This window comes from Geobacter sp. PheSNFMC (genome assembly GCF_059620965.1).
Genome location: NZ_JCAMRN010000048.1, coordinates 1 through 26,723 on the forward strand (window position 1 = coordinate 1; position 26,723 = coordinate 26,723).

The 26,723-nt window shown below is 63.5% G+C and carries 31 protein-coding genes; 27 read left to right on the forward strand and 4 right to left on the reverse strand.

Annotated elements, in window-relative coordinates; genetic code table 11:
• From AC6CDK_RS11660 to AC6CDK_RS11680, 5 genes are all read left to right on the forward strand, one after another.
• Positions 1-714 (forward strand): lipoate--protein ligase family protein (locus tag AC6CDK_RS11660; RefSeq protein WP_496639839.1); only part of this gene is annotated, 714 nt, incomplete at its 5' end.
• A complete protein-coding gene (gene lipA, locus AC6CDK_RS11665) occupies positions 711-1,622 on the forward strand; it encodes a lipoyl synthase (protein WP_192904945.1) in 912 nt (303 codons plus the stop codon). The genes AC6CDK_RS11660 and lipA, both read left to right, overlap by 4 nt.
• Positions 1,619-1,843, forward strand: coding sequence for an outer membrane protein assembly factor BamD (locus tag AC6CDK_RS11670; protein ID WP_192904944.1), 225 nt, complete (start codon positions 1,619-1,621; stop codon positions 1,841-1,843). Before lipA ends, AC6CDK_RS11670 begins: the two co-directional genes overlap by 4 nt.
• An 8-nt stretch (positions 1,844-1,851) precedes the next feature.
• The gene (locus tag AC6CDK_RS11675; RefSeq protein WP_039647963.1) at positions 1,852-2,256 is read left to right on the forward strand and encodes an OsmC family protein; all 405 of its coding nucleotides are present in this window, start codon (positions 1,852-1,854) and stop codon (positions 2,254-2,256) included.
• Positions 2,257-2,371: 115 nt separating this feature from the next.
• A complete protein-coding gene (locus AC6CDK_RS11680; RefSeq protein ID WP_039647965.1) occupies positions 2,372-2,800 on the forward strand; it encodes an FKBP-type peptidyl-prolyl cis-trans isomerase in 429 nt (142 codons plus the stop codon).
• An 80-nt stretch (positions 2,801-2,880) separates the two neighbouring features.
• Here the strand turns inward: AC6CDK_RS11680 and AC6CDK_RS11685 are convergent, their stop codons facing one another.
• On the reverse strand, positions 2,881-3,357 hold the full coding sequence (locus tag AC6CDK_RS11685) for a ferritin family protein (protein WP_192904943.1): 477 nt from the start codon (positions 3,355-3,357) through the stop codon (positions 2,881-2,883).
• 180 nt (positions 3,358-3,537) lie between these two features.
• On the opposite strand from AC6CDK_RS11685, the gene AC6CDK_RS11690 reads away from it, so the two are divergent.
• Positions 3,538-4,422 carry an NAD-dependent epimerase/dehydratase family protein gene (locus AC6CDK_RS11690; RefSeq protein WP_192904942.1) on the forward strand — a complete coding sequence of 295 codons (885 nt, stop codon included), beginning with the start codon at positions 3,538-3,540 and terminating at the stop codon, positions 4,420-4,422.
• A gap of 47 nt (positions 4,423-4,469) precedes the next feature.
• Here the strand turns inward: AC6CDK_RS11690 and radC are convergent, their stop codons facing one another.
• Positions 4,470-5,159: a RadC family protein gene (gene radC, locus AC6CDK_RS11695; RefSeq protein WP_192904941.1), complete on the reverse strand. Its 690-nt coding sequence runs from the start codon at positions 5,157-5,159 to the stop codon at positions 4,470-4,472.
• Positions 5,160-5,251: 92 nt separating this feature from the next.
• Complete coding sequence (locus tag AC6CDK_RS11700; protein ID WP_192904940.1) at positions 5,252-6,061, reverse strand: undecaprenyl-diphosphate phosphatase; 810 nt, start codon at positions 6,059-6,061, stop codon at positions 5,252-5,254.
• Between the two features lie 199 nt (positions 6,062-6,260).
• On the opposite strand from AC6CDK_RS11700, the gene AC6CDK_RS11705 reads away from it, so the two are divergent.
• Positions 6,261-6,878, forward strand: coding sequence for a DUF47 domain-containing protein (locus tag AC6CDK_RS11705; protein WP_039647971.1), 618 nt, complete (start codon positions 6,261-6,263; stop codon positions 6,876-6,878).
• Positions 6,871-7,872, forward strand: coding sequence for an inorganic phosphate transporter (locus AC6CDK_RS11710; RefSeq protein ID WP_192904939.1), 1,002 nt, complete (start codon positions 6,871-6,873; stop codon positions 7,870-7,872). Before AC6CDK_RS11705 ends, AC6CDK_RS11710 begins: the two co-directional genes overlap by 8 nt.
• Before the next feature lie 52 nt (positions 7,873-7,924).
• Here AC6CDK_RS11710 and AC6CDK_RS11715 read toward each other — a convergent pair whose 3' ends face one another.
• On the reverse strand, positions 7,925-8,407 hold the full coding sequence (locus AC6CDK_RS11715) for a DUF2062 domain-containing protein (protein ID WP_039647974.1): 483 nt from the start codon (positions 8,405-8,407) through the stop codon (positions 7,925-7,927).
• Between the two features lie 220 nt (positions 8,408-8,627).
• On the opposite strand from AC6CDK_RS11715, the gene AC6CDK_RS11720 reads away from it, so the two are divergent.
• The 19 genes from AC6CDK_RS11720 to fliF all read left to right on the forward strand — a co-directional run.
• Positions 8,628-9,968: a TolC family protein gene (locus tag AC6CDK_RS11720; RefSeq protein WP_318842679.1), complete on the forward strand. Its 1,341-nt coding sequence runs from the start codon at positions 8,628-8,630 to the stop codon at positions 9,966-9,968.
• Complete coding sequence (locus tag AC6CDK_RS11725; RefSeq protein WP_066356833.1) at positions 9,965-11,077, forward strand: efflux RND transporter periplasmic adaptor subunit; 1,113 nt, start codon at positions 9,965-9,967, stop codon at positions 11,075-11,077. The genes AC6CDK_RS11720 and AC6CDK_RS11725 overlap by 4 nt, the downstream gene beginning before the upstream one ends.
• A gap of 72 nt (positions 11,078-11,149) precedes the next feature.
• Complete coding sequence (locus AC6CDK_RS11730; RefSeq protein WP_158514084.1) at positions 11,150-11,293, forward strand: hypothetical protein; 144 nt, start codon at positions 11,150-11,152, stop codon at positions 11,291-11,293.
• A gap of 5 nt (positions 11,294-11,298) precedes the next feature.
• Positions 11,299-14,532, forward strand: a complete 3,234-nt coding sequence (locus tag AC6CDK_RS11735; protein ID WP_066356835.1) for an efflux RND transporter permease subunit — start codon at positions 11,299-11,301, stop codon at positions 14,530-14,532.
• Positions 14,507-14,935, forward strand: a complete 429-nt coding sequence (locus AC6CDK_RS11740; protein ID WP_039647982.1) for a C-GCAxxG-C-C family protein — start codon at positions 14,507-14,509, stop codon at positions 14,933-14,935. Before AC6CDK_RS11735 ends, AC6CDK_RS11740 begins: the two co-directional genes overlap by 26 nt.
• 15 nt (positions 14,936-14,950) lie before the next feature.
• A complete protein-coding gene (locus AC6CDK_RS11745) occupies positions 14,951-15,163 on the forward strand; it encodes a YgaP family membrane protein (protein ID WP_039647983.1) in 213 nt (70 codons plus the stop codon).
• Positions 15,160-15,990, forward strand: a complete 831-nt coding sequence (locus AC6CDK_RS11750) for an MBL fold metallo-hydrolase (protein ID WP_039647986.1) — start codon at positions 15,160-15,162, stop codon at positions 15,988-15,990. The genes AC6CDK_RS11745 and AC6CDK_RS11750 overlap by 4 nt, the downstream gene beginning before the upstream one ends.
• 20 nt (positions 15,991-16,010) lie before the next feature.
• Positions 16,011-16,391 (forward strand): rhodanese-like domain-containing protein, encoded by a 381-nt coding sequence (locus AC6CDK_RS11755; RefSeq protein WP_066356838.1) that lies wholly within the window; start codon positions 16,011-16,013, stop codon positions 16,389-16,391.
• Between the two features lie 22 nt (positions 16,392-16,413).
• Complete coding sequence (locus AC6CDK_RS11760; RefSeq protein ID WP_039647990.1) at positions 16,414-16,689, forward strand: ArsR/SmtB family transcription factor; 276 nt, start codon at positions 16,414-16,416, stop codon at positions 16,687-16,689.
• 285 nt (positions 16,690-16,974) lie between these two features.
• Positions 16,975-18,624: a methyl-accepting chemotaxis protein gene (locus AC6CDK_RS11765; protein WP_039647993.1), complete on the forward strand. Its 1,650-nt coding sequence runs from the start codon at positions 16,975-16,977 to the stop codon at positions 18,622-18,624.
• A gap of 414 nt (positions 18,625-19,038) precedes the next feature.
• Positions 19,039-19,446: a bacteriohemerythrin gene (locus tag AC6CDK_RS11770; RefSeq protein WP_192904937.1), complete on the forward strand. Its 408-nt coding sequence runs from the start codon at positions 19,039-19,041 to the stop codon at positions 19,444-19,446.
• 165 nt (positions 19,447-19,611) lie between these two features.
• Positions 19,612-19,974: a response regulator gene (locus tag AC6CDK_RS11775; RefSeq protein ID WP_039648001.1), complete on the forward strand. Its 363-nt coding sequence runs from the start codon at positions 19,612-19,614 to the stop codon at positions 19,972-19,974.
• Complete coding sequence (locus tag AC6CDK_RS11780) at positions 19,971-20,477, forward strand: chemotaxis protein CheX (RefSeq protein ID WP_039648003.1); 507 nt, start codon at positions 19,971-19,973, stop codon at positions 20,475-20,477. The genes AC6CDK_RS11775 and AC6CDK_RS11780 overlap by 4 nt, the downstream gene beginning before the upstream one ends.
• Positions 20,478-20,501: 24 nt before the next feature.
• Positions 20,502-21,605 carry a response regulator gene (locus AC6CDK_RS11785; protein WP_039648004.1) on the forward strand — a complete coding sequence of 368 codons (1,104 nt, stop codon included), beginning with the start codon at positions 20,502-20,504 and terminating at the stop codon, positions 21,603-21,605.
• 200 nt (positions 21,606-21,805) lie between these two features.
• A complete protein-coding gene (locus AC6CDK_RS11790; protein ID WP_039648505.1) occupies positions 21,806-23,896 on the forward strand; it encodes a tetratricopeptide repeat protein in 2,091 nt (696 codons plus the stop codon).
• A gap of 233 nt (positions 23,897-24,129) precedes the next feature.
• Positions 24,130-24,549 (forward strand): flagellar basal body rod protein FlgB, encoded by a 420-nt coding sequence (gene flgB, locus AC6CDK_RS11795; protein WP_192904936.1) that lies wholly within the window; start codon positions 24,130-24,132, stop codon positions 24,547-24,549.
• Positions 24,550-24,551: 2 nt separating this feature from the next.
• Positions 24,552-24,992 (forward strand): flagellar basal body rod protein FlgC, encoded by a 441-nt coding sequence (flgC, locus tag AC6CDK_RS11800; RefSeq protein ID WP_039648007.1) that lies wholly within the window; start codon positions 24,552-24,554, stop codon positions 24,990-24,992.
• A 115-nt stretch (positions 24,993-25,107) separates the two neighbouring features.
• Complete coding sequence (fliE, locus tag AC6CDK_RS11805; protein ID WP_039648010.1) at positions 25,108-25,410, forward strand: flagellar hook-basal body complex protein FliE; 303 nt, start codon at positions 25,108-25,110, stop codon at positions 25,408-25,410.
• A gap of 24 nt (positions 25,411-25,434) precedes the next feature.
• A partial coding sequence (gene fliF, locus AC6CDK_RS11810) for a flagellar basal-body MS-ring/collar protein FliF (RefSeq protein WP_496639842.1) occupies positions 25,435-26,723 on the forward strand: 1,289 nt, incomplete at its 3' end.

A 26,723-nucleotide genomic window follows, 5' to 3' on the forward strand; every position in this document is an offset into this window, starting at 1 on the left:
GGGGCAGCGCCGGTGCTCCGCCTCTACGGCTGGGAGCCGCCGGCCTTTTCCGTGGGGCGCTTCCAGAAGGCCGAAGAGGCGATCGACCGGGAGCGTTGCCGTCGGGCAGGCATTCCGGTGGTCCGCCGGATCACCGGCGGCGGACTCATCTATCACGGCCCCGAGCTGACCTATTCCCTGGTCTGCGCCCCCCGTCACATTGCCGGAGCGCGGGGGGTGAAGGAGTCGTTCCGGGCGCTCACCGGCTTTCTGCTCCGCTTCTACGGGGAGCTGGGTCTGACAGCGGGCTGGGCCGCGGATGATGCCCCCGGAGATGCGAGGCTCGGGGCGCGGACCCCCCTCTGCTTTGCGGGCAGGGAGGAAAGCGACATCGTCATCAACGGGAGGAAGATCGGCGGCAACGCCCAGCGCCGGCTGCGGGACGCCATTTTTCAGCACGGTTCCATCCCCCTGGCGGACGGGGTGGGAGAGGCACTATCCTTTTTTCGGTCGGTGCCCGTGGGCCTCCGGGAGGGGACCACTGATCTGGCCGCCCTGGGGGTGACTGACGGGGCGGACCGGCTGCGAGCGCTCCTGGCCCGCTCCTTCCGCGCGGCCCTCGGTGTGGCGCTGGTCCCGTCGGCACTCTCACCGGCGGAACGGGAGACCGCGGACCGGCTCCTCCGGGAGCGCTACGGCAACGACGGCTGGAATTTCGGGGGAGAGAACGGGTGAACATCCACCGCAAGCCGGAATGGCTCCGGAAAAAAATCAACCCTGCTGCCCACGGCGCCATGGATGAGCTGCTGGGAGAGTTGCGGCTCCACACGGTCTGCCGGGAGGCGCGCTGCCCCAACATCACCGAGTGCTTCCGGGAACGCCAGGCAACCTTTCTGATTCTCGGCGCGGAGTGCACCCGGCTCTGCTCCTTCTGCAACGTCGCAAAGGGCGAGCCATTGCCGCCCGACCCGGACGAGCCGGCACGGGTGGCCCAGGCCGTTGTCCGTCTGAGTCTGGCCCATGTGGTGATCACGAGCCCCACCCGGGACGATCTTCCCGACGGCGGAGCCGGCCACTACGCCGCCACCGTGGCGGCCATCGGCCGTGGTGCGCCCGCAACCGCCGTAGAGCTTCTGGTGCCCGATTTTCTCGGCAGCCGCACGGCCCTGGCGGATGTCGTGGCCGCCGCCCCCCGGATCATCGGGCACAATGTGGAAACCGTTCCCCGTCTCTACGCCATTCGTGCCGGCGCCGACTACGGCCGTTCGCTGGCGGTGCTCCGCACCCTGCGCGAACTGGCGCCGGGGTGTGCCACCAAGTCGGGGCTCATGCTCGGCCTGGGTGAGACGGAAGAGGAAGTCCTGGCGGTGATGGCCGACCTGCGGCGGGTCGACTGCACCTACCTCAGTCTCGGCCAGTACCTGGCTCCGAGCCGGTTTCACCACCCCGTGCGGGAGTTCGTCCCTCCCGAGACCTTTGACCGGCTGAAGGGTCTGGCCGAAAAGATGGGGTTCCGCCACGTGGAGAGCGGCCCCTATGTCCGCAGTTCCTACCACGCCGCCGGCTACGGTGGCGGAGCGCGGACAGATCAACCCGTCGCATCCGGCTGCCTGCCGGATCAGGAAGGAGTGTCAGCACAATGAGAAAGAGAGCAGTTCTTGCCCTGGTCTCCTCCGTTCTCGCTCTTGCCGCCTGCTCGGGCAAGGGCGCCCAGGAGCTTTACGACACCGCCCGGTTCGAGGAGAAACAGCACAATCTGGAGCACGCGACAAAGCTCTACGAAGAGATCGTGGCCAAGCATCCCCAGTCGGAACTGGCCGCCCGGGCCAAGGAGCGGCTCGAAGCGATCAAGGCGGGGAACTAGGAGGGAATATGGAGCTGATCGTTACCTTTCCCGGTGGGAAAAAGGTGAACGCCGAACTGGGCGGCATGGTGATCCCCACGGACCAGCCGGTGGAGTCGGGGGGCGAGGGGACGGCACCGTCTCCCTATGATTATTTCCTGGCATCCATCGGCACCTGCGCCGGCTTTTACGTCCTCGCCTTCTGCCAGCAACGCGGCATCGCCACGGAGAATATCTCCCTGCGCCAGACCATGGAGTTTGACCCCACGGCAGACGGCAGGAAGAGATTGTCACGGGTTCAGATGGAGATCGTGGTGCCGCCCGATTTCCCTGAAAAGTACCGCAACGCCCTGGTCAAGTCCGCGGAGCTCTGCTCGGTCAAGAAGGCACTGATGGCTCCGCCCGATTTCGCCATTCGGACCGTGGTGGCGTGATCGGTCCCGCCGGGCCGCGCAACTGCCCGATGGACTTCAGAATTGCATGGATTTACGGCATCCCCGCTGGTATAGTTGCGAACGGCTGTCATCTCACGAGGAAAGGAACGGACACATGGCACAGGCAAAGCAGGGGGATACCGTCACGGTTCACTATACGGGCTCGCTCACTACGGGGGAGCTTTTTGATTCGTCGGAGGAAAGCGGTCCCCTGAAGTTCACCGTGGGCCAGGACGAGGTCATCCCGGGCTTTGAGGAGGCGGTTGTCGGCATGAGCCCCGGCGAGGCGAAGACCGTAACGATTCCCGAGGACAAGGCCTATGGGGCGCGCATGCCCGAACTTGTGGCCGAGGTGGAGCGCCAGTACCTGCCGGCCGGGGCCGACCCGGTCATCGGCCAGCAGTACGAGGTTACCCAGGATGACGGCCAGGTTTTCAACGTGACGGTGACCGCCATGACCGACGATACGGTGACCCTTGATGCCAATCACCCGCTGGCCGGCCGCGAGCTGGTCTTTGAAATCAAGCTGCTGGAGATCGCCTGATTGCGATCGGGGATGATCCGGAATTAAAAAAGGGAAGAGGCGAGGGCCTCTTCCCTTTTTTAATTCGAAGGCGTTCTACGCTAGTTTTCGGTCATGAAGTGCTGTTCGTACATGTCCTCAAGCTGCTGCAGGTGCTTGGTCTCGTCCGCCAGCAGCCGGTCGAAGAGCTTGGCCATGGGCGCGCCGGCACATCCCTGGGCCATGCGCTGGTAGAAGTCGATGGCACCTTTTTCCAGGTGAATGGCGTAGGCAAGGGCCTCCCGGGTGTCGGACTCGGGTGAGAGCTCCTTTTTGGCCAGGACATAACCCAGGTTCATGGTCGGAATCTGCCGTTCCATGGAGCCGGCCCCTTCCATCTGGCCATCAAGCAGGGCCTTTTCCAGGCTCAGTTTATGCTCCAGTTCGTCCAGGGCGGCTTCCTTGAGGATCTGTTTGGCCCCCTTGTTCTTCACCCTGCGGATCGCGTCAAGGTAGTGCCTGAATCCTTCCTCCTCCATGGTTATCGCCATTTCAACGGCGGCTTCGAATGTGTAGCAGACCGCTCCCTGTTCGCTCATGGCCGGTTCTCCTTATGGTTGCTTGGAAAATACTAAGTTATTAACATACCGTTCTAAGGATGACAAGCAGATTGTATACAGTATGCGATCATGCCGGTGGAAGGTGTGGCAATCGGCGGCGGATGCGCTACACTTCACCTCAATGGAGCATCAGTCGAGCTCCGGATCGGAGGGACGCCCATGAAAATATTCGTTACCGGAGGAACCGGTTTTGTGGGGGGGCACGTACGGAGGGCGCTGCTGGAGCGGGGGCATTCGCTCCGGCTCCTGGTCCACCGGCGGAGCGAGGGGATCGAGGCCGGGATCGAGCAGGTGGAGGGCGACGTGACGCGGCCGGATACCTTTGCCGGGGCCGTGGCCGGCTGCGACGCCACCGTCAACCTGGTAGGGATTATCCGGGAGTTTCCCGGCCGGGGGATAACCTTTGAAAAGCTCCACGTGGACGCCACGCGCAACGTGGTGGGGGCGGCCAAGGCAACGGGCATCCGGCGCCACCTCCAGATGTCGGCGCTGGCCACGCGCCCTGACGCCACCGCGGCCTATCACCGCACCAAGTGGCAGGCGGAGGAGGTCGTGCGTCAGTCGGGGCTCGATTGGACCATTTTTCGGCCATCCCTGATCTTCGGGCCCAAGGGCGCCTTTGTGGACATGCTGGCGGGATTCGTCCGCAGGTTTCCGGCCGTGCCGGTCATCGGCGACGGTACCTACCGGCTCCAACCGGTGTCGGTCGACGATGTGGCCCGCTGCTTCGCCCTCGCCCTGGACATGCCGGAAACCGTCGGACAGACCTATGAGCTCTGCGGCCCTGACCGCCTCACCTACAACGAGGTCCTCGACACCATCGGTCGAGTGCTCGGCAAGGGCCATGTGGTCAAGATTCCCCAACCGCTGGGGCTGCTGAAGCTCGTGGTGCCGATCATGCAGGGATTTTCCTTCTTTCCCCTCACCATGGACCAGATCATCCTGCTGACCGAGGAAAATATCTGCTCGAATCCCTGGCCCTCCGTCTTCGGCTTCGAACCATGCCGTTTCGAGGCGGGGATCGCCTCGTTCCTGCAGCACTGATCCTCCGGCACCGCTCGCCCGTTTTCCCATGCCGCGGGGACGGACGGTTACAGTAATCCAGCCGAGACGAAACTGGTGAAGCGGCCGTCGCCGATGATGATGTGGTCTAGGACCTTGATCCCCATGATATCACCCGCTTCCCGCAGACGGCGGGTGATTTCCAGGTCTTCGCGGCTCGGGGCCGGATCGCCGGTGGGGTGGTTGTGGACGAGGATCACCGCGGCCGCGGACTCCCGGACGGCCGGGTTGAAGACCTCGCGTGGATGAACGATGCTCTGGTTGAGGGAGCCTTCCGAAACCTGGATCTCGCGCATGATCCGGTTCTTTCCGTCCAGGAGCAGGGCCATGAAGTATTCCTTGCGCCGGTCCCGGAAGGCATAGTGGTAGTGATTATAGACCTGTTCGGGAGAGGTGAATCGTTCGCTGCAGATCATGAGCCGCTCGGAATTGACGCGCGAGGCCATTTCCAGGACTGCCTTGATGGAGGCTGCCTTTGCCGTTCCCATGCCCTTCACGGCGCAGAGCTCGCTCACGGTGGCTCCGGCGAGGGTACGGAGGTCGCCGCACTCCTGAAGGAGCGCCCGCCCCAGGTCGATGGCGCTCCGTCCGGTCACCGAGTCACCGGTCCGGATGATGAGGGCCAGCAGTTCCGCGTCCGAAAGGGCCGGAGCGCCCCGCCGCAAGAGCTTTTCCCGTGGCCGCTCGTTCTCGGGCCACGTCTTGATGCCGCCTGCCATGCAGTCCCTCCCTGGATGCACTGTTCCCTCGACCGTGGGCCGGGAGGGAAACGTTACCATGAATTAAAAATTATTAAAAGATTGAAGATGGGTCAGCGGGTTAAGAGGTAGGCGAGGACCGCCCCGCCCGCCAGGAGCCGGTACCAGACGAAGGGGTAGAGGGAGTAGCGCTGGACGAGCCTGAGGAGCAAGGCCACGCCCAGGTAGCCCGAAACGGCCGATGTCGCCATGCCCGTCAGCAGGGGCGCCAACTCTCCGGCAGGGATGCCGTGGCGGGCCAGTTCGCCCATTTTCAGGATGCCGGCTCCGGCCACGATGGGGAGGGACAGGAGAAAGGAGAAGCGGGCCGCCGTGTCGCGAGTAAAGCCGAGGAACAGGGCCGCCGTAATGGTAATGCCCGAGCGGGAGACGCCGGGGACCAGGGCGAGGCACTGGGCCAGGCCGATCAGAAGCGCGCCCCTCAGGTCGACCCGGTCCATTCTCCAGCGTTTGGGGCCGGTGGTGTCGGCCAGCGCCAGGAGAAGGCCGAAGGCGATGAGGAGCACGGCAATGAGGGTGTGGCTGCCCCGGAAAAACGCCTCGATGGGCTCCTCCATGGTCTTGCCCACAATGGCCGCCGGCACGGTGCCGGCTATGATGTAGAACGGAAGCCTGGATGTCTGGCTCCCGAAGCCTTCCCGCAGGCCGGTGACGGCATCGCTCAACAGGTACGCGATGTCGCGCCGGAAATAGACGCAGAGTGCGATCAAGGTCCCCACGTGGAGCCCCACGTCGAAGGTGAGCCCCGACTCCGGCCATCCCAGAAGCCAGGGAACGAGAATGAGGTGGGCGGAACTGCTGATGGGAAGTATTTCGGTGAGCCCCTGCAGGATGCCGAGGACCGCTGCGTGTAGGATGTCCATGGATGGTGTCTCCCTCGTTTTCGACGCTAGACCCTAGAGGAAACCCCTTGGAAAATCAAGTCAAAACAAAGGTTGCGTTTTCATGAAACGGTAACGCTGTTGTAATATTTTTCATAGGCATCAGGAGCGTAATGTGGTATGTCTCTTCCGTTTGGCAATCCAACCCGACGGTCGTCCGCCGGAACTGCGGAGGTAGCAGATGTTCGGTCTCATTCCTAAAGAAGAGAAATTCTTTGCCATGTTCAAGGACATGGCGGCCAATATCGTGACAGGGGGAAAGCTCCTCAAGCAGATGCTCGACAGCTATGACGACCCCCTGGCGAGCCAGAAGAAGATCAAGGACGTGGAGCACGCCTGCGACGCCGTCACCCACGACATCATCCAGAAGCTCAACAAGAGCTTCGTCACCCCCTTCGACCGCGAGGACATCTATGCCCTGGCCGCGGCCCTGGACGACATTATCGACCTCATCGACGCCTCGGCCCAGCGTTTCATCATGTACAACGTGGAAAAGCCGACCCCTGAGGCCAAGGAACTGGCCTTTCTGATTCTTCAGGGCTGTCTGGCCATCGAAAAGGCGGTATCGCACCTTGGCGAGAAGTTCGAGCACATCGCCGAGCATTGCGTCGAGGTGAACGCCCTGGAGAACGAGGCCGACCGCGTCTGCCGCGAAGCCGTCAGCCGCCTCTTCGACGAGGAGAAGGATCCGATCCAGCTCATCAAGTGGAAGGAGATCTACGAGACCCTGGAGCGGGCCACGGACAAATGCGAAGATGCCGCCAACATCCTCGAAAGCGTGGTGGTGAAGAATGCTTGACACTACGCTGATCATGCTCGTCCTGGTCATCGGGGCGGCGCTTGTGTTCGACTACATCAACGGATTTCACGACACGGCCAATGCCATTGCCACCTGCGTTTCGACCCGGGCGCTGTCGGTCCGGTCGGCCATCGTCATGGCGGCGGTGCTCAACTTCGCGGGGGCAATGATTTCAACCAAGGTGGCCTCCACCATTGGCAAGGGGATCGTGGATGCCGGTAACGTGACCCAGATGGTCGTGCTCGCCGGGGTCCTGGGGGCCATTGTCTGGGACCTCGTCACCTGGTACTACGGTCTTCCCTCGTCATCGTCACACGCCATCATCGGCGGAATCATGGGGGCGGTCATCGCCCATGCCGGCACGGCGGCCCTTCATTGGGACGGCCTTCAGAAGATCATCCTTTCACTCATTCTTTCGCCCGTCATCGGGACACTCCTCGGATTCATCGTCATGGTGGTCATGCTCTGGAGTTTCAAGAGCACCTCACCCCACTCCATAAACAAGCACTTCCGCCGATTGCAGGTCCTTTCTGCCGCATTCATGGCCTTTTCCCACGGCACCGCCGATGCCCAGAAGTCCATGGGCGTCATCACCATGGCGCTGGTGAGCTACGGGGCCCTTGCCACCTTCGAGGTGCCCACCTGGGTCAAGATCGCCTGCGCCGTGGCCATGGGCCTCGGCACCGCAGCCGGCGGATGGCGGATCATCAAGACCGTGGGAAAGGATTTCGTCAAGCTGCAGCCGGTGCACGGCTTCTGCGTCGAAACCGCCTCGGCCGGCGTCATCCTGGGGGCGTCCTCCATCGGCATGCCGGTCAGCACCACCCACGTCATCACCTCCACCATCCTCGGCGTGGGGCTTTCCAAGCGCATCACGGCCGTGAACTGGAATGTGGCCTACCGTATCCTCTGGGCCTGGGTCCTTACCATCCCGGCCTCGGCAATCATGTCTTACGTGACCTACATGGTCTTCAGCCCGTTCCTCGGCAAATAAAAAAGGGGCGGCCGCATGGTCGCCCCTTTTGCATTCCGCTTTTTCCGGTTCATTATTCCAGCTCTTCTCCCACCTCTTCCATTTCTTCCGCCAGGGTCGCCAGGGTTTCATCCTTGCGGCGAAAGCGAATCACCAGCCAGTAGCAGATGACGTAGGCGATGACCGCCGCCACAAAGCCGATGACCGACGTGCCCAGCAGGAGCGATGTGGCGTGGGGCTTGAGGGCGTGCCAGTCGAGTTTGTCAAAGGAGAGCTCTGCGGGAGGAAGCCCCCGCATGACCCGCCCCAGTTTATAGCTGATCGCCAGAACCGGAACGACCGTCAGCGGCGTGTTCACCCAGGCTCCGGTGACGCAGGTGAGCTTGTTGAGCCGGAAGATGAATGCGGCGGCAATGGCCATCAGCGTGTGAAAGGTGAAGAACGGAGTGAAGCTGATGAAGACGCCCACAGCGAAACCCGCCGCAATGTGCCCCGGATGGCTGTCCAGCGAGAGGATCGCCTTGATGTTTTTCTTCCATTTTTCCTTGTTGAGCACGCTACCTCCCTGGCTGGAATGCCAAGTCTAGGGTTTAGTTTCAGCATTTGTCAATTCCTTTCCGGCAGCGCGTTCCCTGAAACGCTCCGCAGCGGTTCAGGGAAAAATGAAAAATTTTTCAAGATCAGGTATACTTTTTTCGTTGACAACATTCGATACAGTATATATATACAAAATTATATGTTTGGCATGTGGCTGTGCAGCCACGGGGAGGGATGTGGTGAGGTCGCTTCGTGTTGCGTTTTTGATACTGGTTCTCTGTCCTCCGGTCCTGTTCGCCGCCGACCGGTCAGTCACGCTGCAGGATGCCCTGCAAGCGGCCCTTGGGCACAATCATCTGGTGAGCGGCGCCCGTTTTGAGCAGGAGGCGGCCGAACGGGGAGCCGCAGCCAGCCGCAGCCGCTACTTTCCCCATATCTTCCTCGAAGAGGGCTTTGCCGTGTCGGACGCGCCGGTCCGGGTCTTCATGATGAAGCTCGACCAGGGGCGATTCACCCTCGACGATCTCCAGCTTGAAAATCTGAACACTCCTTCGTCCTACCGGGACTTCCGGACCGCGGTCACCCTGGAACAGCCCCTGTTCGACCTGAGCATAGGCTATGACCGGGAGATGGCCGAAAAAGAGGCGGAACGGGCCGGTTTCGTTCTGGCCCAGCGGCGGGAGGACGTGGGCCTGGCGGTCTATGCGGCGTATCTCGATGTCCAGAAGGGACGGGCGACCCTGGCGGCAACGGAGAAGGAGGTGGCCGAGGCCCGGGAGAGCCTGCGGGTGGCCCAGGCCCGGAGCCGGGAGGGTACCGCGCTCCGTTCCGACGAGTTGCGGGCGCGGACCTTTCTCTCCGAGTCGGAGCAGCGCACCATCACTGCCCTGAACGACCTGCGCCTGGCGCGGATGCGGCTGGCCCTGGCCGTGGGGGGGGAGGCCGGCGAGTCCCTGGACATCGCCGAGGAACTGACCAGCGCACCGGTGCGGCTCTCCGAGAATGAGCTGGTGCGGGAGGCCCTGGCCAATCGCAGCGATCTGAAGGGGGGCGAAAAGAACGTGGCCCGGGCCGAGGCGGCGGTAGGGGCTGCGCGCAGTGCCTGGTTCCCCACGGTCTATGCCGGGGCGTCCTACCAGATGAATGACCGGGATATCCCCTTGGGCCGGGACAACGACGCCTGGATGGCCGGCGTGAACCTCCGGTGGGAACTGTTCGACGGCCTGCGTCGTTCACACGACCAGGCCAGGGCCGGTGCCGTCCGGCAGGCTGCGCTCCAGTACCTGGAACAGCAGCGCAAGGAGGTGGTGCTCCGGGTGCGCGAGGCTGCCCTGCGCCGCGAAGAGGCCGGCAAGCGGCTGGAGGTGGCCCGTCACGCACTGCTGGCTGCCGACGAAGGGATGCGCATCGTGGCGAAGCGGTACGAAAACGGTCTCGCCACCATGGTGGAACTGCTGGATGCCCAGTCGGCCCTGAATCGGAGCAGGACCGGCCTCGTGGAGCGCGAGAGCGATTATCTGCTGGCCACGGCCCGCGTTTACCACGCGGCCGGACTATTCCTGAAGGAGACGGTGAAATGAGGATGGGGAGAGGAGTGAGAGGGGCCTGTGGCGTCGTCCTCCTGGGCGTGGCCCTCACGGGCTGCGGCCACAAGGCGGACAAGGCGGAATCGAAGCAGCCCCCCGTCGTGACGGGCGTGACACTGGTGCCGGCAGCCGGCCAGGCAATCCCGGACGGCGCGGAGGCGGTGGGGACGGTACGCGCCGCAGATGCCGCAGTCATTGCGGCCCGGCTTCCCGCCACCGTAACCGGCGTTCTCGTGCGGGAGGGTGACCGGGTGGGCAAGGGAAAGCTCCTGGTGACCCTGGAGGCCGCCGAGAGTTCGGCCCAGGCGTCCGCTGCGGCCGCCCAGGTGGCCGAGGCGGAGCGGGCACTGGACGAGGCCCGCGCCCGCAAGCGGCTGGCCGACGCAACCTATGAGCGCTACGCGAACCTCTTCAAGGATGAGGCCGTGACCCGTCAAGAGATGGACAACCGCCGCGCCGACCGGGACGTGGCCGAGCAGGGTGTGGGGCGGGCCACGGCCCGTCTGGCGGCGAGCAGGGAGAGTGCCCGGGCGGCCGGGGTTGTGGCGGGCTACACCCGCATCGTCTCCCCCCTTGCCGGGGTGGTGACCGCAAAGCAGGTGGAAAACGGCATGACCGTGTTTCCTGGCACGCCGCTGATGACCATCGAGGGTGACGGGGGGCACCGCCTGGAGGCGTCCGTTCCCGAATCCCTGGCCGGCCGGGTGAAGCGTGGCCAGCGCGTGCCGGTGACCATCGACGGGGCCGGGCTCTCGCTGGAAGGCCGGGTGGTGGAGGTCGTGCCCGCCGCTGATCCGGCGAGCAGAACCTTCACCGTCAAGGTGGAACTGGCTGGCGCGGGGATCAGGTCCGGCATGTTCGGCCGGGCCTTCATTGCCACCGGCGAACGGCAGGGGATTCTCGTGCCGAAGTCGGCGGTGATGGAACGGGGGGCCCTTTCCTCGGTCTGGACGGTGGACCAGGGGAACGTCGCCCGGCTGCGGCTCGTGAAGACGGGGAAGCCCCTGGGCGACCGGATCGAGATTCTTTCGGGGCTCACGGCAGGCGAACGGGTCATTGCGGCCGGCCTGGAAAAGGTCGTCGAGGGGGCGAAGATCCAGTAAGGCTGATGCCTGTGGAAAAGGAGGCGCGGCAGCCCGTTGCTCCGCGCTCCGGCGCGGGGAGGCGCCGCCGCCATGCACGACGACGGACGCGACCCTGAACGAGACGAAACCAATGCCGGCTTCCCGTCCTGGCTTCTCTGGCTGCTGGCGGCCTGGCTGTTCATCATCGGTATTGTCCTGGTCCTGCACCAGGGATGGACCTTTCCGGAGTTCTGATCACCATGGATAATCACCATCTCGGCTTTGCCGGCAAAATAGCCCGGGCGTTCATCGATTCCAAGCTGACGCCCCTCATCGTCATCGCTTCCCTGCTCCTGGGGGTCTACGCAGTCCTGGTGACCCCGCGGGAGGAGGAGCCCCAGATCGTGGTGCCGATGGTGGATATCTACCTCCCCATGCCCGGCTCCACTCCCCAGGAGGTGGAGGAACGGGTGGTTTCCCCCATCGAGCGGAAGATGTGGGAAGTGAACGGGGTGGAGTACGTCTACGCCATGAGCCGGCCGGGGATGGGACTCGTGACGGTCCGCTTCCTGGTGGGGGAGAACATGGAAGACTCCCTCGTTAAGCTCTACAACAAGCTCATGAGCAACCGGACCCTCCTCCCCCCCGGCGCGGGCGAACCGCTCGTGGTCCCCAAGTCCATCGACGACGTGCCGATCCTTTCCCTCACCCTTTGGTCCGAGCGGTACGACGGGTTCATGCTCCGCCGCATCGCCCGGGAGCTCTGCGATGAACTGAAGAAGGGCGAAAACGTGGCCGAGGCCGAGATCAAAGGGGGCCTCAGCAGAACCCTGTCGGTCCGCCTGGACAGTGCGCGCCTGGCGGCCTACAATCTTTCGCCGCTCCAGGTTTCCGGCGCCATCCACGCCGGCAACGCCTCGCTCCAGTCCGGTGCCTTTGCCGCGGGCAACCGGGAAACGATCGTGGAGACCGGTTCCTTCATCGCCACTGCGGACGATGCCCGCCGGCTCGTGGTGGGAGTCTTCAACGGCCGCCCCGTCTACCTGGCCGACGTGGCCACGGTCACTGACGGGGCGCCGGAGCCGTCCAGCTACGTCTTCTTCGGATTGGGGCCGGCGGCGGGGACCAAGGGGATCAGCGGAAATCAGGCGGAAAACTATCCGGCCGTAACCATTGCCGTGGCCAAACGCAAGGGGGCCAACGCCACCTGGGTGGCCGAGGACCTTCTCCATCGGGTGGAGGCACTCAAGGGCAAGGTGATCCCCTCCGACGTGAAGGTCACGGTGACCCGCAACTACGGCGAGACCGCCCGGGAGAAGAACAACGAGCTGCTCTACCACATGTTCCTGGCGGCCATCTCGGTCACGATCCTCATTGCCGTCTTCATGGGGTGGCGGGCCGGGGCCGTGACCGCCGTTGCCATTCCGGTGACCCTGGCACTGACCATGCTGGTCTTCAACCAGATCGGCTACACCCTTAACCGGATCACTCTCTTTGCCCTTATCTTCTCCATCGGCATCCTGGTGGACGATGCCATCGTGGTGGTGGAGAACATCCACCGCTACTTCACCACCACCCGGTTCAAGCCGCTGGAGGCGGCCATCCGGGCCGTGGACGAGATCGGCAACCCCACGGTGCTGGCCACCTTCGCGGTCATCGCCTCAATCCTGCCCATGGGGTTCGTGGGGGGGCTCATGGGGCCGTACATGCGGCCGATCCCGGTGGGGGCCAGCATGGCCATGCTCATCTCCATGTTCATCGCCTTCATCGTGACCCCCTACTTTGCCTACCGCCTCATGAAAGGGGAGTCCCACTACGGCAGCGCCGAGGAGGCCGAGGAGTCGAAGCTTACCATCTTCTACCGGAAGATCATGGGGGCCCTGCTCCACAACCGCCCGTTGCGTACCGGGTTCATGGTGGGGGTGGCGGTGCTGCTGGCGGCGTCGTGCTCGCTTCTCTATTTCAAGCTCGTGACGGTGAAGATGCTGCCGTTCGACAACAAGAACGAGCTCCAGGTGATCATCGACGCCCCCGAGGGGACCCCCCTGGAGGAGACGGCCCGCATGACCGCCGAGATGGGGCAGGCGCTCCGAGGCATCCCCGAGGTGACCGATTTCCAGATGTACGTGGGGACCAATGCCCCCTTCAACTTCAACGGCCTGGTGCGCCACTACTACCTGCGGACCGGCCCCCACGTGGCCGACATCCAGGTGAACTTCGTCCACAAGAGCGAGCGTTCGGCCCAGTCCCACGACCTGGCAAAGCAGGTCCGTCCCCTGCTCAAGGCGGTGGCCGACCGCCACGGCGCCCGGATCAAGGTGGCCGAGGTGCCGCCCGGCCCGCCGGTCCTCTCGACCCTGGTCACCGAGGTCTACGGGCCGGACCATGCCACGCGCCTGGACATCGCGCGCAAGATCAAGGCCATCTATGAGAAGGTGGACGGCGTGGTGGACACCGACTGGTACGTGGAGGACGATCAGCCAAAGGTCTCCTTTGCCGTGGACCGGGAGAAGGCGGCCCTGTCGGGGATATCCGTGGATGATGTGTCCCGGACGCTGCGCCTGGCCCTGGGAGGGGTCGACGCGGGAATCATGCATCTCCCCCGGGAAAAGGAGCCCGTGGCCATCAACGTGCGGCTCCCGGCGGCGCAGCGGAGTTCGGTGGAGGCCCTCTCCTCCATCTATGTGCCCGGTCCCCGGGGGAACGTGCCCTTGTCCCAGCTCGTGCGGGTCTCCACCGGCGTCGAGGACCAGACTCTCTACCGCAAGAACCTCAAAAGCGTGGTTTACGTTACCGGCGACGTGGCAGGGGCCATCGAGGCGCCGGTCTATGCCATCCTGAAGATGCAGAAGGAGATCGACAGGATACCCCTGCCCGGCGGCTACCGGATCGAGCAGCGGGCAGCCACCCAGCCCTGGAGCGAGGAGCGCCCCGGCATCAAGTGGGACGGCGAATGGCACATTACCTACGAGGTCTTCCGGGACCTGGGACTTGCCTTTGGCGCGGTAATGATCATGATCTACCTGCTGGTGGTGGCCTGGTTCAAGGACTTCACCACGCCGCTGGTCATCATGGGGCCGATTCCGCTCACCCTCATCGGCATCCTGCCCGGGCACGCCCTGTTCGGGGCCTTCTTCACGGCCACGAGCATGATCGGCTTCATTGCACTGGCAGGCATCATCGTCCGAAACTCCATCATCCTGATCGATTTCGCCGAGATGAAGCGGCGGGAGGGACTCCCCCTGGATGAGGCCATCATCGAGGCCGGAGCGGTCCGGTTCCGGCCCATGCTCCTGACCGCAGCGGCCGTGGTGGTGGGAAGTTTCGTCATCGTTTTCGATCCCATCTTCCAGGGGCTCGCCCTGGCGCTCATGTTCGGGGAGATTGCCTCCACCACCCTGTCGCGGGTAACGATACCGATCGTCTACTTCCTGGTGGAGCGCTGGAAGGAAAAACGGAGGAACTCGGATGTTCTGGTTGAAGAAAAGGGATAACCCAACAGCCGACTCGGTTGCCGAGCAGGTCGGGCTCGACGCCGAGGGGTTCTACCGCACGGGCAGGATGCACTGCGCCGAAGCGGTGCTCATGGCGATGCGCAACGCCTATTCTCCCGAAACACCTCAGGACGTGGTGCGGCTGGCGGCCGGCTTCGGTGGCGGCTCCAATGCCGGCTGCCTGTGCGGGGCGGTTTCCGGGGGCACCATGGCCTTCGGGTTGGCGGTGAAGGAGGACAAGCGGCGGGTGAACCGTCTCACCCGCCAGCTCCATGAGTGGTTCAAACACGAGTACGGCGCAACCTGCTGCCGCATCGCCACCAAGAACGCCAAGGGGAAGGGGGGCTGTGCGGTCCTCACCGGCGAGGTGGCCAGAAGGACGGCGGAACTGCTGGAAGCGTAACCACGGAGGCATGCCATGTATATCGACAGAATGCTCAGAATCATCGCCGGCGCGTTCATCATGCTCTCCCTGGCGCTCGCCCGCTTCCACAACCCCAACTGGCTCTGGTTCACCGCCTTTGTGGGGCTGAACCTCTTCCAGTCGGGCTTCACCAACTGGTGCCCCATGGTGTACTTCCTGGAAAAACTGGGGGTGCCGAAGTTTCCCAAGGGGGGCTGCGACAAATGAACCGCCGGATCACGATCCTCTGCGACAACACGGTGGGTCCTGTTTCCGGCACCCTGGGCGAGCACGGGTTCGCGGCCCTGGTGGAGTGGGAGGGGGACGCGCTCCTCTTCGATACGGGGATGGGTGAGACGCTCCTGCGCAATGCCCAGCGCCTGGGGCGCAACCTGGCCGCCGTGTTCCGTGTCGTCATCTCTCACGGCCATTACGACCACGCCGGCGGCCTCTGGCCTCTCCTGCGCACCTGCGGGAGCAAGGAGGTGCTGGCTCACCCCGATATCTTCGCCCCCCGCTACCGGGTGAAGGATACGGGTGCCCCTCTCTCCATCGGGATCCCCTTTGACGAGGCGTTCCTGCGGGGGCAGGGGGCGCATTTCGATTTCGGTACCCGGTTCCGGGAGATCGGCCCCGGCCTCTATCTGACCGGCGAGGTCCCCCGCACGACCGCCTTCGAGACCGGCGACACGGGGCTTTTCTGCGATGGGGCGGGCTGCCGGCCCGACCCGGTCCGCGATGATCAGTCCCTGGTGATCCGTACGGAGCGGGGGTTGGTGCTGCTGTTGGGATGCTGCCATGCAGGGGTGGTCAACACGGCCCGATGGGCGGTGGAATGCACCGGTGAGTCCCTGGTCCACACGATCATCGGCGGCACCCATCTCGGTTTCTGCGGCCGGGAGCAACTGGATGAAACAGTGAAGTCCCTGCGGGAGCTGGGAGTACACAAGCTCGTGGGAAGCCACTGTACCGGCTTTGCCGCAGCCGCCCGGCTCATGCATGAATTCCCCGGCCGGTTTCACCCGTCTGCGGTGGGATACACCCTGGAAGTCTGAACGTCAGGAAAGGATCGTTCATGATTAGGAAGTTCATCATTGCCGTGCTCATGGTGGCGTCGCTCGCCGCCACCGCCCTGGCTGCGTCCTACCGTAACATCGGTTCTGCCGAGGCCAAGGCGCTGCTCGACACGAAGCGCAACGTCTTTCTCCTGGACGTGCGGACCCCTGACGAATATCGCCAGGCCCGCCTGTCCGGGTCGGTGCTCATCCCCATCAACGAAGTGGAGCGCCGCATCGCGCAGATCCCCAAGGGAAGGCCGGTGCTGATCTATTGCGCCGTGGGGTCCCGCTCGGGGCTCGTGGCCGGCTACCTGACCCAGCGGGGATACGGCGAGGTCTACAACATGCACGACGGCATCGTCGGCTGGTATCGCAACGGGTTTCCGATCACCCGGTGACCACATTCGTGAGGTGATGACCATGAATGAAGAACTAGCACGGAATTACGAGGTGTCGGCCCAGTTGCTGCGCATCCTCGGCCATCCGGTGCGGCTGCGGATCGCGGCGGGACTTGCGCGCGAGTGCGCCTGCGTCAAGGATATCTGGAAGTGCCTCGGCATGCCCCAGGCAGTGGTTTCCCAACACCTGAAGGTGATGCGGGAGCACGGCGTCCTGGAGGCCCGGCGCGAAGGCGCCCGGGTCTGCTACTCCCTCCGCGAGGGTGCCCCGGCCCAAGTGGTCAGGGCCCTGTTCTGAACACGGGGTGCCCCGTTTGTCTTTCCCTCCCTGATTTTTTCACTCCCTGTACATCATTATGGCGTAACCGGCCGCGAGACGGGGCATCCTCTCCGTCCCTGGCCGCAGCCTTTCGCTTCATCCTGTCGGGCGTGGCTCCCGCCGGTACGTTTTCCCTCCACCAGTTTTTCCGCAATTGCGCTTTGTCAGCTAAAGTCACGGCAATTTTGGTCGATACTAACTTGTACGCACCCTCAGGGAATACATCTGTCGTCCGGCCGGCGCCGGCGCGAAAAGGAGTCGTCCATGCAGATCAAGCGATACCGCAACTGGGGCATCCTGCCGAAAATCATGACCATCTCCGGCATTACGGTCGTCCTCATCGCGGCCCTCGTCCTTTTCGCACTTCTGCCCTTCATCGGCGAGAAGATGATGGACGGCAAGAAGGAAAAGACCAAGAGCGTGGTGGAGGTGGCCTACAATCTCGTGGCCGACCTGGGAGAGCGCGCCAAGCGGGGGGAGATCACCGAGGACGAGGCCAGGAAACGGGCCATCGACCATGTCAAGCAACTCCGCTACCAGGGCAAGGAGTATTTCTGGATCAACGACCTGGCGCCCAGGATGATCATGCACCCGATCAAGCCCGACCTGGACGGCACTGATCTGTCCGAGAACAAGGATCCGCGCGGCACCTACCTTTTCCGCGAGTTTGCCAGGATCTGCCGGGAGAAGGGAGAGGGGTTCGTTCCCTACCTCTGGCCAAAGCCGGGCGCCAGCGAACCGGTGGAGAAAATCTCGTACGTGAAGTTGTACGAACCCTGGGGATGGGTTGTCGGCAGCGGCATCTACGTGGATGACGTGCGTGCCGACATGGCCCGGCTCCGGTGGGTGGTGCTGGGGGGGACGGCCCTGTTTGCCCTGTTTGCCCTGTCGCTGGCCTTTTCCGTGGGCCTCGGCGTGGTTCAGCCCCTGCGGCATGCGGTGGCGAGCCTGCAGGACATCGCCGAGGGAGAGGGGGACCTGACCCGGCGGATCGCGGTGGAGCGGGAAGACGAGTCGGGCGAACTGGCCCTCGCCTTCAACAGGTTTGTGGAGAAACTCCAGGGGATCGTGGGCACGGTTGCCAACAATGCCCTGCAGGTGGCCGCTGCGGCGGGCCAGGTCCAGGAGGCGTCGCGCCAGATGGTGGAGGCGGCCGAGAACGTGGCTGGTCAGGCTGCCACCGTGGCGACGGCCAGCGAGGAGATGGCCGCCACGAGCATGGAGATTGCCGTTAACTGCGTCTCCCTTGCCGACGGCGCCCGCCATGCGAGTGAAACGGCCGAGAGCGGCGCCGCGGTGGTCCAGGAGACCGTGAGCGTCATGGGACGCATCGCCGACCGGGTCAAGGAGGCGGCCCGCACGGTTGACAGCCTCGGTTCCCGCAGCGACCAGATCGGCGAGATCATCGGCACGATTGAGGATATTGCCGACCAGACGAACCTTCTGGCCCTCAACGCCGCCATCGAGGCGGCCCGGGCGGGTGAGTCGGGCCGTGGCTTCGCGGTGGTTGCCGACGAGGTCCGGGCACTGGCCGAGCGGACCACCCGGGCCACCCGTGAGATCGGCCTGATGATCAAGGCCATCCAGAGCGAAACCCGCGGGGCAGTGGCATCCATGGATGAAGGGGTGCGCGAGGTGGAGAAGGGGACGGACGAGGCGGCCCGTTCGGGCGCGGCCCTGCGGGAAATCCTGGAGCAGATCGGCTCGGTTTCGCTCCAGATCAGTCAGATCGCCACTGCGGCCGAGCAGCAGACCTCCACCACCACTGAAATCAGCGGCAGCATCCAGACCATCACCGATACGGCCCATGAAACCGCACGCGGTGCGCAGGAATCCGCCGGCGCCGCGGAGCAGCTTGCAGATTTGGCTGAACAATTGCAAAAAATTGTTGTGACATTCCGGCTCTCAGCATGAGAGGGGCAGCAACCGGGCATGCCAGCATGCCGTAGCGTCTTGGGCGTCTTCGTTGTGGTCGGAACGTGCGCCGAATGACTTGGCGTAGTGCCGTATGCGTCACCGGTAGAAGGCTGCGGAGGAAATGCCGGCAATGCAACTGACGATCACGCAGAGAATGGGAATGATCCCACGACCAAGGGGGGCAAGCTTCCGGAGCAGCTCAAGCAGATCGCCGGACGATTCAGGCTCAGCGTCTGACCGCCCCGTTTCCGAACCCCCAGATGCGTTGTCGGGCGACCCCGGCCTTTTTATGGGAGCTTCCGTGTCGGACGATTGGTATATTGTTCCACTGTGACACATTCTGCTAAAGTTCCCAACGCTTGTGCCGATAACCTTAACCATGGCATTTCAATTTTTTCGGAGGTGAACGGCATGGCATTGATCTCGTGGAGCGATTCGCTCAGCGTCAAGGTGAAGCAGTTCGACGATCAGCACAAAAAGCTGGTGGACATGGTGAATCAGTTGTTCGACGCCATGAAGGCCGGCAAGGGGAATCAGGTGATGGGAGGCATCCTGAAGTCTCTCATCCAGTACACTCAGACCCACTTCGCCGCGGAAGAGCGGGTATTGAAGCAGCACGGCTACCCCGATTTAGAAGCCCACAAGAAAGAGCATAATGCCCTGGTCATGCAGGTGCTCGATCTGCAGAAGCAGCTCCAGGAAGGCAAGTCGGTGCTGACCCAGCATGTCATGACCTTCCTGCGCGACTGGCTTTCCAAGCATATCCAGGGAGACGACAAGAAATACGGCGTGTACCTGAACGGGAAAGGGATCTCCTGATTTCTTCCTCCCCCTGTTCAGGCTGGAACGGACTGTGCATAGCACTCGGACGTGTCCGTGGAGCCCCGTCCCGTGAGGAGTCGACGGGCACGTTCAAGCTTTTGACTCGCCGGCCTGCCGTGCGGGCATGGATACGCGCAACCCCATCGAATGAAGGAGACACCAATGGCCAACGTACTCATCGTGGACGATTCCTCGACCATGAGAAAAATCATTTCCCGCTCGCTCAGGCAGGCTGGGCTGCCCGTGGACGAAATCTTCGAGGCGGGTGACGGGATCGAAGGGCTCAACGTCCTTTCCGGCAAAAGCGTGGATCTGATCCTCTCCGACATCAACATGCCGAACATGGATGGCCTTGAGTTTATCCGGCAGGCCCGGGCCAACGGCCACAAGGCGCCTATCGTCATGATCACCACCGAAGGTGGCGAGGATATCCTGAAAGAAGCCATTTCCAGCGGCGCCAGCGACAGCATCAAGAAGCCCTTCACGCCGGACCAGCTCAACGAGAAACTCGGGAGCCTCCTATGAGTCTCAACTCCGATGTGGCCTCGTCGAGCAAGCTGAGCGAGGAGCAACTCGCCGGCTTTATCATCGGGGCGACAAAAGAAGTCTTCGGCACCATGGTGATGATGGAGCCCCAGGACCAGTACCCGCTGAGGGAGCCCGTTACCACGTTCCACTGCAGCGTCACCGGCATGGTGGGGCTGGCGGGCATCTACTCGGGGATCCTCTCGATCCATTGCCCCCTGGAGCTCGCCCTCAAGGTCACCTCGAACATGCTCGGCATGGAGGTGGAAGAGGTGGGCGAGGATGTGAACGATGCCCTGGGCGAGATCGCCAACATGCTCGGAGGCTATGTGAAGATGGCCCTCTCGAAGGGAGGGACGGACCTGCACCTGTCGGTGCCCACCGTTATTTCGGGCGAGGAGTACACGCTCAACGCCATGGCCGACAACGACTGCGTCATCATTCCTTTCATCATTGACGATGCGCGGTTTCTTGTGGGCCTGAAACTTCAGAAGGAAGCCTAAGTCAAGCAGGAGCTTTTTCCGGCCATGGAAGGTTTCGGCACACTCACCGACGTTGTCAATAATTCGTTCCGGCAAGCCGCCGAAGACAGCGGCATGCTGCTCGGCCAGGAACTCGCCATCGGCGAGGCAGACCGCATTGCCACCAACCGGCAGACGTACTTCTGCGACATGGATGACGTCTGCTTCGTGGCCGAGGTTACGGCCAGCGGCGACTATGCGGGCAAGTTCCATGTGGTGTTCGGCCTCCGCGATGCGATCTGCATGAGCGGATTCCTGCTCGGCATCCCCACGGCCCGCATCAATGAAAAGCGCCGGCTCGCCATCATGGAAAACGACGATGTGGATGCCTTTTCCGAGATCGTCAACCAGGTGGTGGGCTCATTCAACTCGGTATTCCAGCCTTCCTTCGGCAACAAGGTACACCTGAAGGTCGTCCCCCCCAAGAAGTTCATCCCGGAAAGCACCGAGCTGACCGAAACCGAACCGGTTCCCGACGGCGAGTATCTCCTCTTCCGCGGCCGTATGGAGCTGAGCGGCATGGAGATGGGGAACCTGGACGTCCTCATCCCCGTGGAACTGGCGCTGTTGTTCGATCCTCCCGCTGAGGAGCCCGAGCCGCCGGCGGACGAAGCCGCGGCAGGGGCCGTTGGCGAGGCTGCCGCTGTCGAGGGGGACGAAGTCGGGGCTGAGGCCAATGGCGAGGCGGCGTCGGAATCTGTGGCCGCCGTAGCCGGGGGGCCGCTGCCAGTGGACGAAAATTGCCGGCGGGTCCTCATCCTGGAGGATGATGAATCGGACCGCCAGCACATCCGCGCGCTGCTGGAGGAAAAGGGGTACGAGCCGGTGGAGGCAGGCCTTGACGCGGATATCAGGGAGATATTCGACCAGGGCGGGGTGCGGCTCGTGGTTCTGGGCATCCACAACGGCGACGACCGGGACATGGCGGTCTGCATCAAGATCAAGGCGATTGCCCAGGGCGATACCCTCCCCATCATCATGTGCGCCAGGGAGTGGACGCGCTCCGCCGTCCTCAAGGCGGTCAAGTACGGCGCCCGTGACATTATCGTGAAGCCTTACCAGCCCGACGAGGTGGTGGCCAAGGTGGCAAAGTTCCTGAAGGCCGCCTGACGTTATTTCTAGTCTGTGTCAAAATTGTGACCTGCCATTGCCCTCCCTTTGACGCTCACCCCCGCTGATCCGCCGAATCCCCCTTGTCCGCCCTGGTAAAGGGTGTAGTTTTACGGCACGGCTTTTGCCTTGGTATGTCCGGGGAAATCCATCCCGCCATCCGGCTCCCCGGTGCCGGGGCCGCAAAAGGTGTCCATGCCATGATTCGTTCCATCATCAAGCTGCTGCTCTGTGCTCTTGTGCTGCTGCCGTTGTCCGCGGTCGCCACGTCCGGCGCCGATCCCGGCCCGGACAACCGTCTGCTGCGCGTGGGGGTGCGCGGCCATGGGGGATTTACCCGTCTCTCCATGGCGTTCGAGCGTGATCCCGCCCCTGTTCTGCATCCGCTCCCGGGCAACAGGGTCCGGCTCGTTTTCAGCAACACTGCGGGCGGCCGCTGGAAGAAGCTGCGAAGCTACCGCGACGCGCATGTGGAGGGGGTGGTCGTAGCGTCGCGCGGCAATGACCTCACGGTAACGGTGACGGTCAAGGGGGATCCCCGGGGCGTGCGCGTCTCAACCGCAGCCGGTGTCGGCGTTGTCTCCCTCGATGTGGGGGCGTCGCTGGTTCCCCGCCGCTCGCCTCCCCTCGCCCAGGGGCGCGAGGGGATCAAGGTGGGAGTCGAGCAGCTCATCACCACCTTCGACCCGCCGTTCAAGTCCGAGATACCCTTTACCCCCACCGACCGGCGGGTGCTCGAAGCAATGACCCCTCCTGCCGAGGCCGCTTTGATCATGGACGGCGAGGCTGCCCTCTATGAAGGCAACGGCAGCGAGGCCGCTGAGATCTTCGCCGGGATAGGCGCCACTTCCCCCGGCCGCCCCCTGGCCCTTTACCGGCTGGGGGAGGCCTCTTATCTCCTCCAGAAATATGGGGACGCCCTTCGCTTTTTCCGCGAGGCGGAGCGCCAGTGGCCCGTGTTCCTCTCCCGGTCGCCGTCCACGGCCTTCTGCTATGCCGACAGCGTGGCCCGCAACGGCGACCTGGCGGGCGGCCGTCGGCTGCTCGGCTCGCTCATCGCCGGCCTGGCCGACAAAAAATATGCGCCGGCACTCCTGGTGCGCATGGCCGACATTTTGGCGCGACAGGGGAAGGACCAGGAGGCGATGGCCATCTACCGCAACGTTGCCGACAACTTTACCGGCAGCAAAGGGAACTGGCAGGCCCGGATGAAGCTGGCCGACCGCCGGCTGCTTGCCCTGGAGCCTGCGGCCTACAGCTCGCTGGTGAAGGATTACCTGGAGATCTACGAGCGGGGCAGCGATTTCGGCCTGCGTGAACAGGGGCTCTTCAAGGCGGCTCTGCTGCTCTCCCTCTATGGCGATGCCGACCAGGCCTTTGCCCGGGTGGCTGAATACGAGAAGAAATTCCCTCGCGGGATGTATGTCAGCATTGCCAAGGGGATGCGCGAGGAGCTCCTGGTGCCGGTCTACCGCCGGATCGCCCGCGCCGGTGACAATGAAGCGCTGGTGAAGCTCGCCCTGGACAACCGGGACTATCTCGGCCGCGTGCTGGCCGAGGAGGACTTCATCAAGAATCTGTCCGCCGCCTTTGCCGACCAGGGACGGATCAAGGAAGAAGTCGGCCTGTACGCGAATCTCGCCATCCGCGAGCAGAACCGGGCGCACGCCCCCGAGCTCTATCGCAGGATTCTCCACGATGCCGGGCAACTGGGGGATTCAGCCCTCATGGAGAAGGCTGCGGGTGAATTTGTGGAGCGGTTCCCGGCCCACCCATGGGTCCAGCGGTTCCGCGAGGAGCTTGCCGCGGTCGAGTATAACCGGGGCGATACCCAGCGGGCGGTGGGGCGGCTGTCGGGGATGCTGGCGTCGGGAACGCGGCCCGAATACGCCGAGAGCCTGTACTATCTGGGCAAGTCCCTGGACGCCTCCGGCAACCGGCGCGATGCCGAGCGGGCCATGCTCCTCTTTCTGGCCGAGCTCCGGCGGCGCGAAATCTCGTCGCCGCTGGCCGCCGACGCAAGCTACGTGGCCGCAACTGCGCGGCTGTCCCGGGGAGACCGCACGGGGGCCAAGGAGATTCTGCGGGCTGCCGCCGAGGCTTCTCCCGAAGAGCGGGATCCATTCCTCTACAAGCTGGGGGAGATCGCCCGCTCCGAAGGGCGCTACGAGGAGGCTGCCCGCTACCTCGGGACAGTGGCCAAGGAGGGAGCTGACCCGGATTGGCGGGACATGGCAGCGCGTCTCCTGGCCGATATGGAGTTGACGGGAATGGTACGCAAGTCAAAATGATGACCTGGATTCCAGGGTGGCCGGGTAAGAAAAAGGGTGTTCGTATGTGCTCCCCTTTTCTTTGGGCGTGAGGATGGGAGAATGACGCCGGTCTGACCGGGTTTTGTTCAAACTTTTGACGTGAATGCCGGGGGAAAGAGTCGTTTGTCCCTGATTACGGGAGGGTAGGCGGGTTGGAAAAGCTGGTACGGCTTTTGCTCTATCCGCAATGCGGGAGACAAAGGAGGAACGAGATGCCTGTCGACTCTATGTTCGGAACGACCATAAACGCCCTGGCCAAGGCGGTTGACCTGAGGGCCAGGAACCATACCAAGATTTCCGCCAACCTGGCCAATGCCGAAACCCCCAACTACACGCCCACGGCCCTTTCCTTCGAAAAGGAACTGGGCACCGCCCTCAAGGGCAACACGATGGGGAGTCCCGCGAGGACCCATCCCCGGCACATCCCCCTGAAGGGGCAGGCCGCGTCCATCCAGGGCGTGGAGGGAACGGTCATCGAAACCCCGGCCCCCACTCCGGGGCGCGACAACAACGGGGTGGAGCTTGAGGCCGAGATGAGCCGCATGGCCGAGAACCAGATCATGTACAATGCCTCGGTCCAGATCCTGACCAAGAAGTTCGAAGGCATGAAATACGCCATCAAAGGACAGTAGCCATGGACTTTTTCAGCGCAATGCAGGTCAGCTCTTCCGCCCTGTCCGCCGAGCGGACCAGGATGAACCTCATCTCCGCCAACCTGGCCAACGCCAACTCCACCCGTACCGCCGAGGGGGGGCCCTATAAGCGGAAAGATGCCGTGTTCGCCGCCACCCAGGTGGGCGAGGGGTTCCGCTCGGCACTCGACCGGATGCGCAAGAACGCCCCCCAGGGGGTCCAGGTGACCGGCATCGTGGAAGATCCCAATCCGCCCCGGCTCCAGTACGACCCGGCCCATCCCGACGCCGATGCCCGGGGATATGTGGCCCTTCCCAACGTGAACGTGGTCGAGGAAATGGCCGACATGATCGCCGCGACCCGGGCCTATGAGGCCAACGTAACCGCCATGCAGGCGGCCAAGAATATGGCCCTGAAGACCCTGGAGATCGGTTCGCGGTAAGCCCGGCAAGTCGTGTTCTTTTTTTTGACGCAAAAAGGGGATTCGACACAGCCCCCCATATGAGAACGTGTCGGCAGGAGCCGACGAAACTTTAAGATTTTTTCAGGAGGACCACGTGATAGACGGAATCGAGAGCGGATTAGGAATAGCCCAGGCGTTCCCCTCGGGAGCCGGGGAAGCGAAACCCGGCAACCTGGCCGCCGATACCGGCAAATTCTTCGGTGAACTGGTGTCCAAGGTGAGTGAGCTCCAGGCCCAGTCGGACACCGCCATCAAGGGACTCGTGTCCGGCGAATCCAAGGGGCTCCACGAGGTGATGATCGCCATGGAAAAGTCGTCCATCTCGTTCCAGTTCCTGAGCCAGGTGCGGAACAAGGCGGTCGAGGCCTACCAGGAAGTTATGCGGATGCAGGTCTAGTCCTGATCCCCGCCGGAGTACTTCATGCCTGAAGCCCTGAACAAACTGATCCAGCCATTCATGGCTCTGCCGCCGGCCAAACGCTGGGTGGTGGGGGGCGTTGTGGGCCTGTCGGTCGTCGCCTTTACCATCCTGATCCTGGTGGCGAACCGGACCGACTATCGCCCCCTCTTCACGAACCTGACGAGCGAGGATGCCGGCGAGATCGTGACCAAGCTCAAGGAGCAGAAGGTCCCCTATCGCATCGCCGCCGACGGCAAGGCGATTCTTGTCCCTTCCGACAAGGTGTACGACCTGCGGCTTTCGCTGGCCTCCGACGGCCTGCCCCAGGGAGGTGGGGTCGGGTTCGAGATCTTCGACCGGAAGAATTTCGGCATGACCGATTTCGTCCAGAAGCTCAATTACCAGCGGGCCCTCCAGGGGGAGCTCTCCCGCACCATCAGCCAGATTTCCGGGGTGGAGCAGGCCCGGGTCCACCTGGTGATCCCTGAGAAGTCGCTCTTCAAGGAAGACGAAAAACCGGCCACGGCCTCGGTGGTCCTGAAGGTGAAGGGGCAGCGCCAGCTCCGGGAAAACGACGTGCAGGGTATTGTCCACCTGGTTGCGTCCGCCATCGAGGGGATGAATCCGGAGCATGTGACCGTCCTCGACCAGAAGGGCAAGCTCCTGTCCAAGAACACCCCCGGCGATGCAACCGGCAAGATGACCGCCTCCATGCAGGAGGTCCAGCGGGCCTATGAGCGGAGCACCGAGGAACGCCTCCAGTCGCTGCTGGACAAGGCCGTGGGCACCGGCAGGTCCGTGGCTCGGGTTTCGGCGGTCTTCGATTTCCGCCAGGTGGAGCGCTACGAGGAAAAATACGACCCCGAGACCGTGGTCCGCAGTGAGCAGCGGTCCGAGGAAAAGCAGGACGGCTCGACGGTCACGGGCGGGGTGCCCGGCGTGCAGACCAACCTGGGACGGGCGGCCGGCCAGCCCGCCGGAACCGCCGGAGGCGGCAGCAAGAACGACGAGACCCTCAACTATGAGGTGAGCCGTGCCACCGCCCGCACCATCGAGCCGGTGGGGACCCTCTCCAAGGTTTCGGTGGCGATCCTGGTGGACGGCAAGTACGATGCCGCCGCAGCCGGCAAGGACGGCAAAGAGGCAAAGCCCAAGTACTCGCCCCGTTCGCCGGACGAACTCCAGAAGATCGATGCATTGGTGAAAAGCTCGGTCGGCTTCAATGCCGAGCGGGGCGATCAGGTGACGGTCGTCAATATCCCGTTCCAGGATACGGGCGATGCCGGGGCCGGCGAGGCAGACCAATGGTG

Excerpts from the sequence above, each read along its gene's own strand:
- AC6CDK_RS11670 (WP_192904944.1), top strand. The coding sequence starts at position 1,619 with ATGAGAAAGAGAGCAGTTCTTGCCCTGGTCTCCTCCGTTCTCGCTCTT.
- AC6CDK_RS11675 (WP_039647963.1), top strand. The coding sequence starts at position 1,852 with ATGGAGCTGATCGTTACCTTTCCCGGTGGGAAAAAGGTGAACGCCGAA.
- AC6CDK_RS11680 (WP_039647965.1), top strand. The coding sequence starts at position 2,372 with ATGGCACAGGCAAAGCAGGGGGATACCGTCACGGTTCACTATACGGGC.
- AC6CDK_RS11685 (WP_192904943.1), bottom strand. The coding sequence starts at position 3,357 with ATGAGCGAACAGGGAGCGGTCTGCTACACATTCGAAGCCGCCGTTGAA.
- AC6CDK_RS11690 (WP_192904942.1), top strand. The coding sequence starts at position 3,538 with ATGAAAATATTCGTTACCGGAGGAACCGGTTTTGTGGGGGGGCACGTA.
- radC (WP_192904941.1), bottom strand. The coding sequence starts at position 5,159 with ATGGCAGGCGGCATCAAGACGTGGCCCGAGAACGAGCGGCCACGGGAA.
- AC6CDK_RS11700 (WP_192904940.1), bottom strand. The coding sequence starts at position 6,061 with ATGGACATCCTACACGCAGCGGTCCTCGGCATCCTGCAGGGGCTCACC.
- AC6CDK_RS11705 (WP_039647971.1), top strand. The coding sequence starts at position 6,261 with ATGTTCGGTCTCATTCCTAAAGAAGAGAAATTCTTTGCCATGTTCAAG.
- AC6CDK_RS11710 (WP_192904939.1), top strand. The coding sequence starts at position 6,871 with ATGCTTGACACTACGCTGATCATGCTCGTCCTGGTCATCGGGGCGGCG.
- AC6CDK_RS11725 (WP_066356833.1), top strand. The coding sequence starts at position 9,965 with ATGAGGATGGGGAGAGGAGTGAGAGGGGCCTGTGGCGTCGTCCTCCTG.
- AC6CDK_RS11730 (WP_158514084.1), top strand. The coding sequence starts at position 11,150 with ATGCACGACGACGGACGCGACCCTGAACGAGACGAAACCAATGCCGGC.
- AC6CDK_RS11735 (WP_066356835.1), top strand. The coding sequence starts at position 11,299 with ATGGATAATCACCATCTCGGCTTTGCCGGCAAAATAGCCCGGGCGTTC.
- AC6CDK_RS11740 (WP_039647982.1), top strand. The coding sequence starts at position 14,507 with ATGTTCTGGTTGAAGAAAAGGGATAACCCAACAGCCGACTCGGTTGCC.
- AC6CDK_RS11745 (WP_039647983.1), top strand. The coding sequence starts at position 14,951 with ATGTATATCGACAGAATGCTCAGAATCATCGCCGGCGCGTTCATCATG.
- AC6CDK_RS11750 (WP_039647986.1), top strand. The coding sequence starts at position 15,160 with ATGAACCGCCGGATCACGATCCTCTGCGACAACACGGTGGGTCCTGTT.
- AC6CDK_RS11755 (WP_066356838.1), top strand. The coding sequence starts at position 16,011 with ATGATTAGGAAGTTCATCATTGCCGTGCTCATGGTGGCGTCGCTCGCC.
- AC6CDK_RS11760 (WP_039647990.1), top strand. The coding sequence starts at position 16,414 with ATGAATGAAGAACTAGCACGGAATTACGAGGTGTCGGCCCAGTTGCTG.
- AC6CDK_RS11765 (WP_039647993.1), top strand. The coding sequence starts at position 16,975 with ATGCAGATCAAGCGATACCGCAACTGGGGCATCCTGCCGAAAATCATG.
- AC6CDK_RS11770 (WP_192904937.1), top strand. The coding sequence starts at position 19,039 with ATGGCATTGATCTCGTGGAGCGATTCGCTCAGCGTCAAGGTGAAGCAG.
- AC6CDK_RS11775 (WP_039648001.1), top strand. The coding sequence starts at position 19,612 with ATGGCCAACGTACTCATCGTGGACGATTCCTCGACCATGAGAAAAATC.
- AC6CDK_RS11780 (WP_039648003.1), top strand. The coding sequence starts at position 19,971 with ATGAGTCTCAACTCCGATGTGGCCTCGTCGAGCAAGCTGAGCGAGGAG.
- AC6CDK_RS11785 (WP_039648004.1), top strand. The coding sequence starts at position 20,502 with ATGGAAGGTTTCGGCACACTCACCGACGTTGTCAATAATTCGTTCCGG.
- AC6CDK_RS11790 (WP_039648505.1), top strand. The coding sequence starts at position 21,806 with ATGATTCGTTCCATCATCAAGCTGCTGCTCTGTGCTCTTGTGCTGCTG.
- flgB (WP_192904936.1), top strand. The coding sequence starts at position 24,130 with ATGCCTGTCGACTCTATGTTCGGAACGACCATAAACGCCCTGGCCAAG.
- flgC (WP_039648007.1), top strand. The coding sequence starts at position 24,552 with ATGGACTTTTTCAGCGCAATGCAGGTCAGCTCTTCCGCCCTGTCCGCC.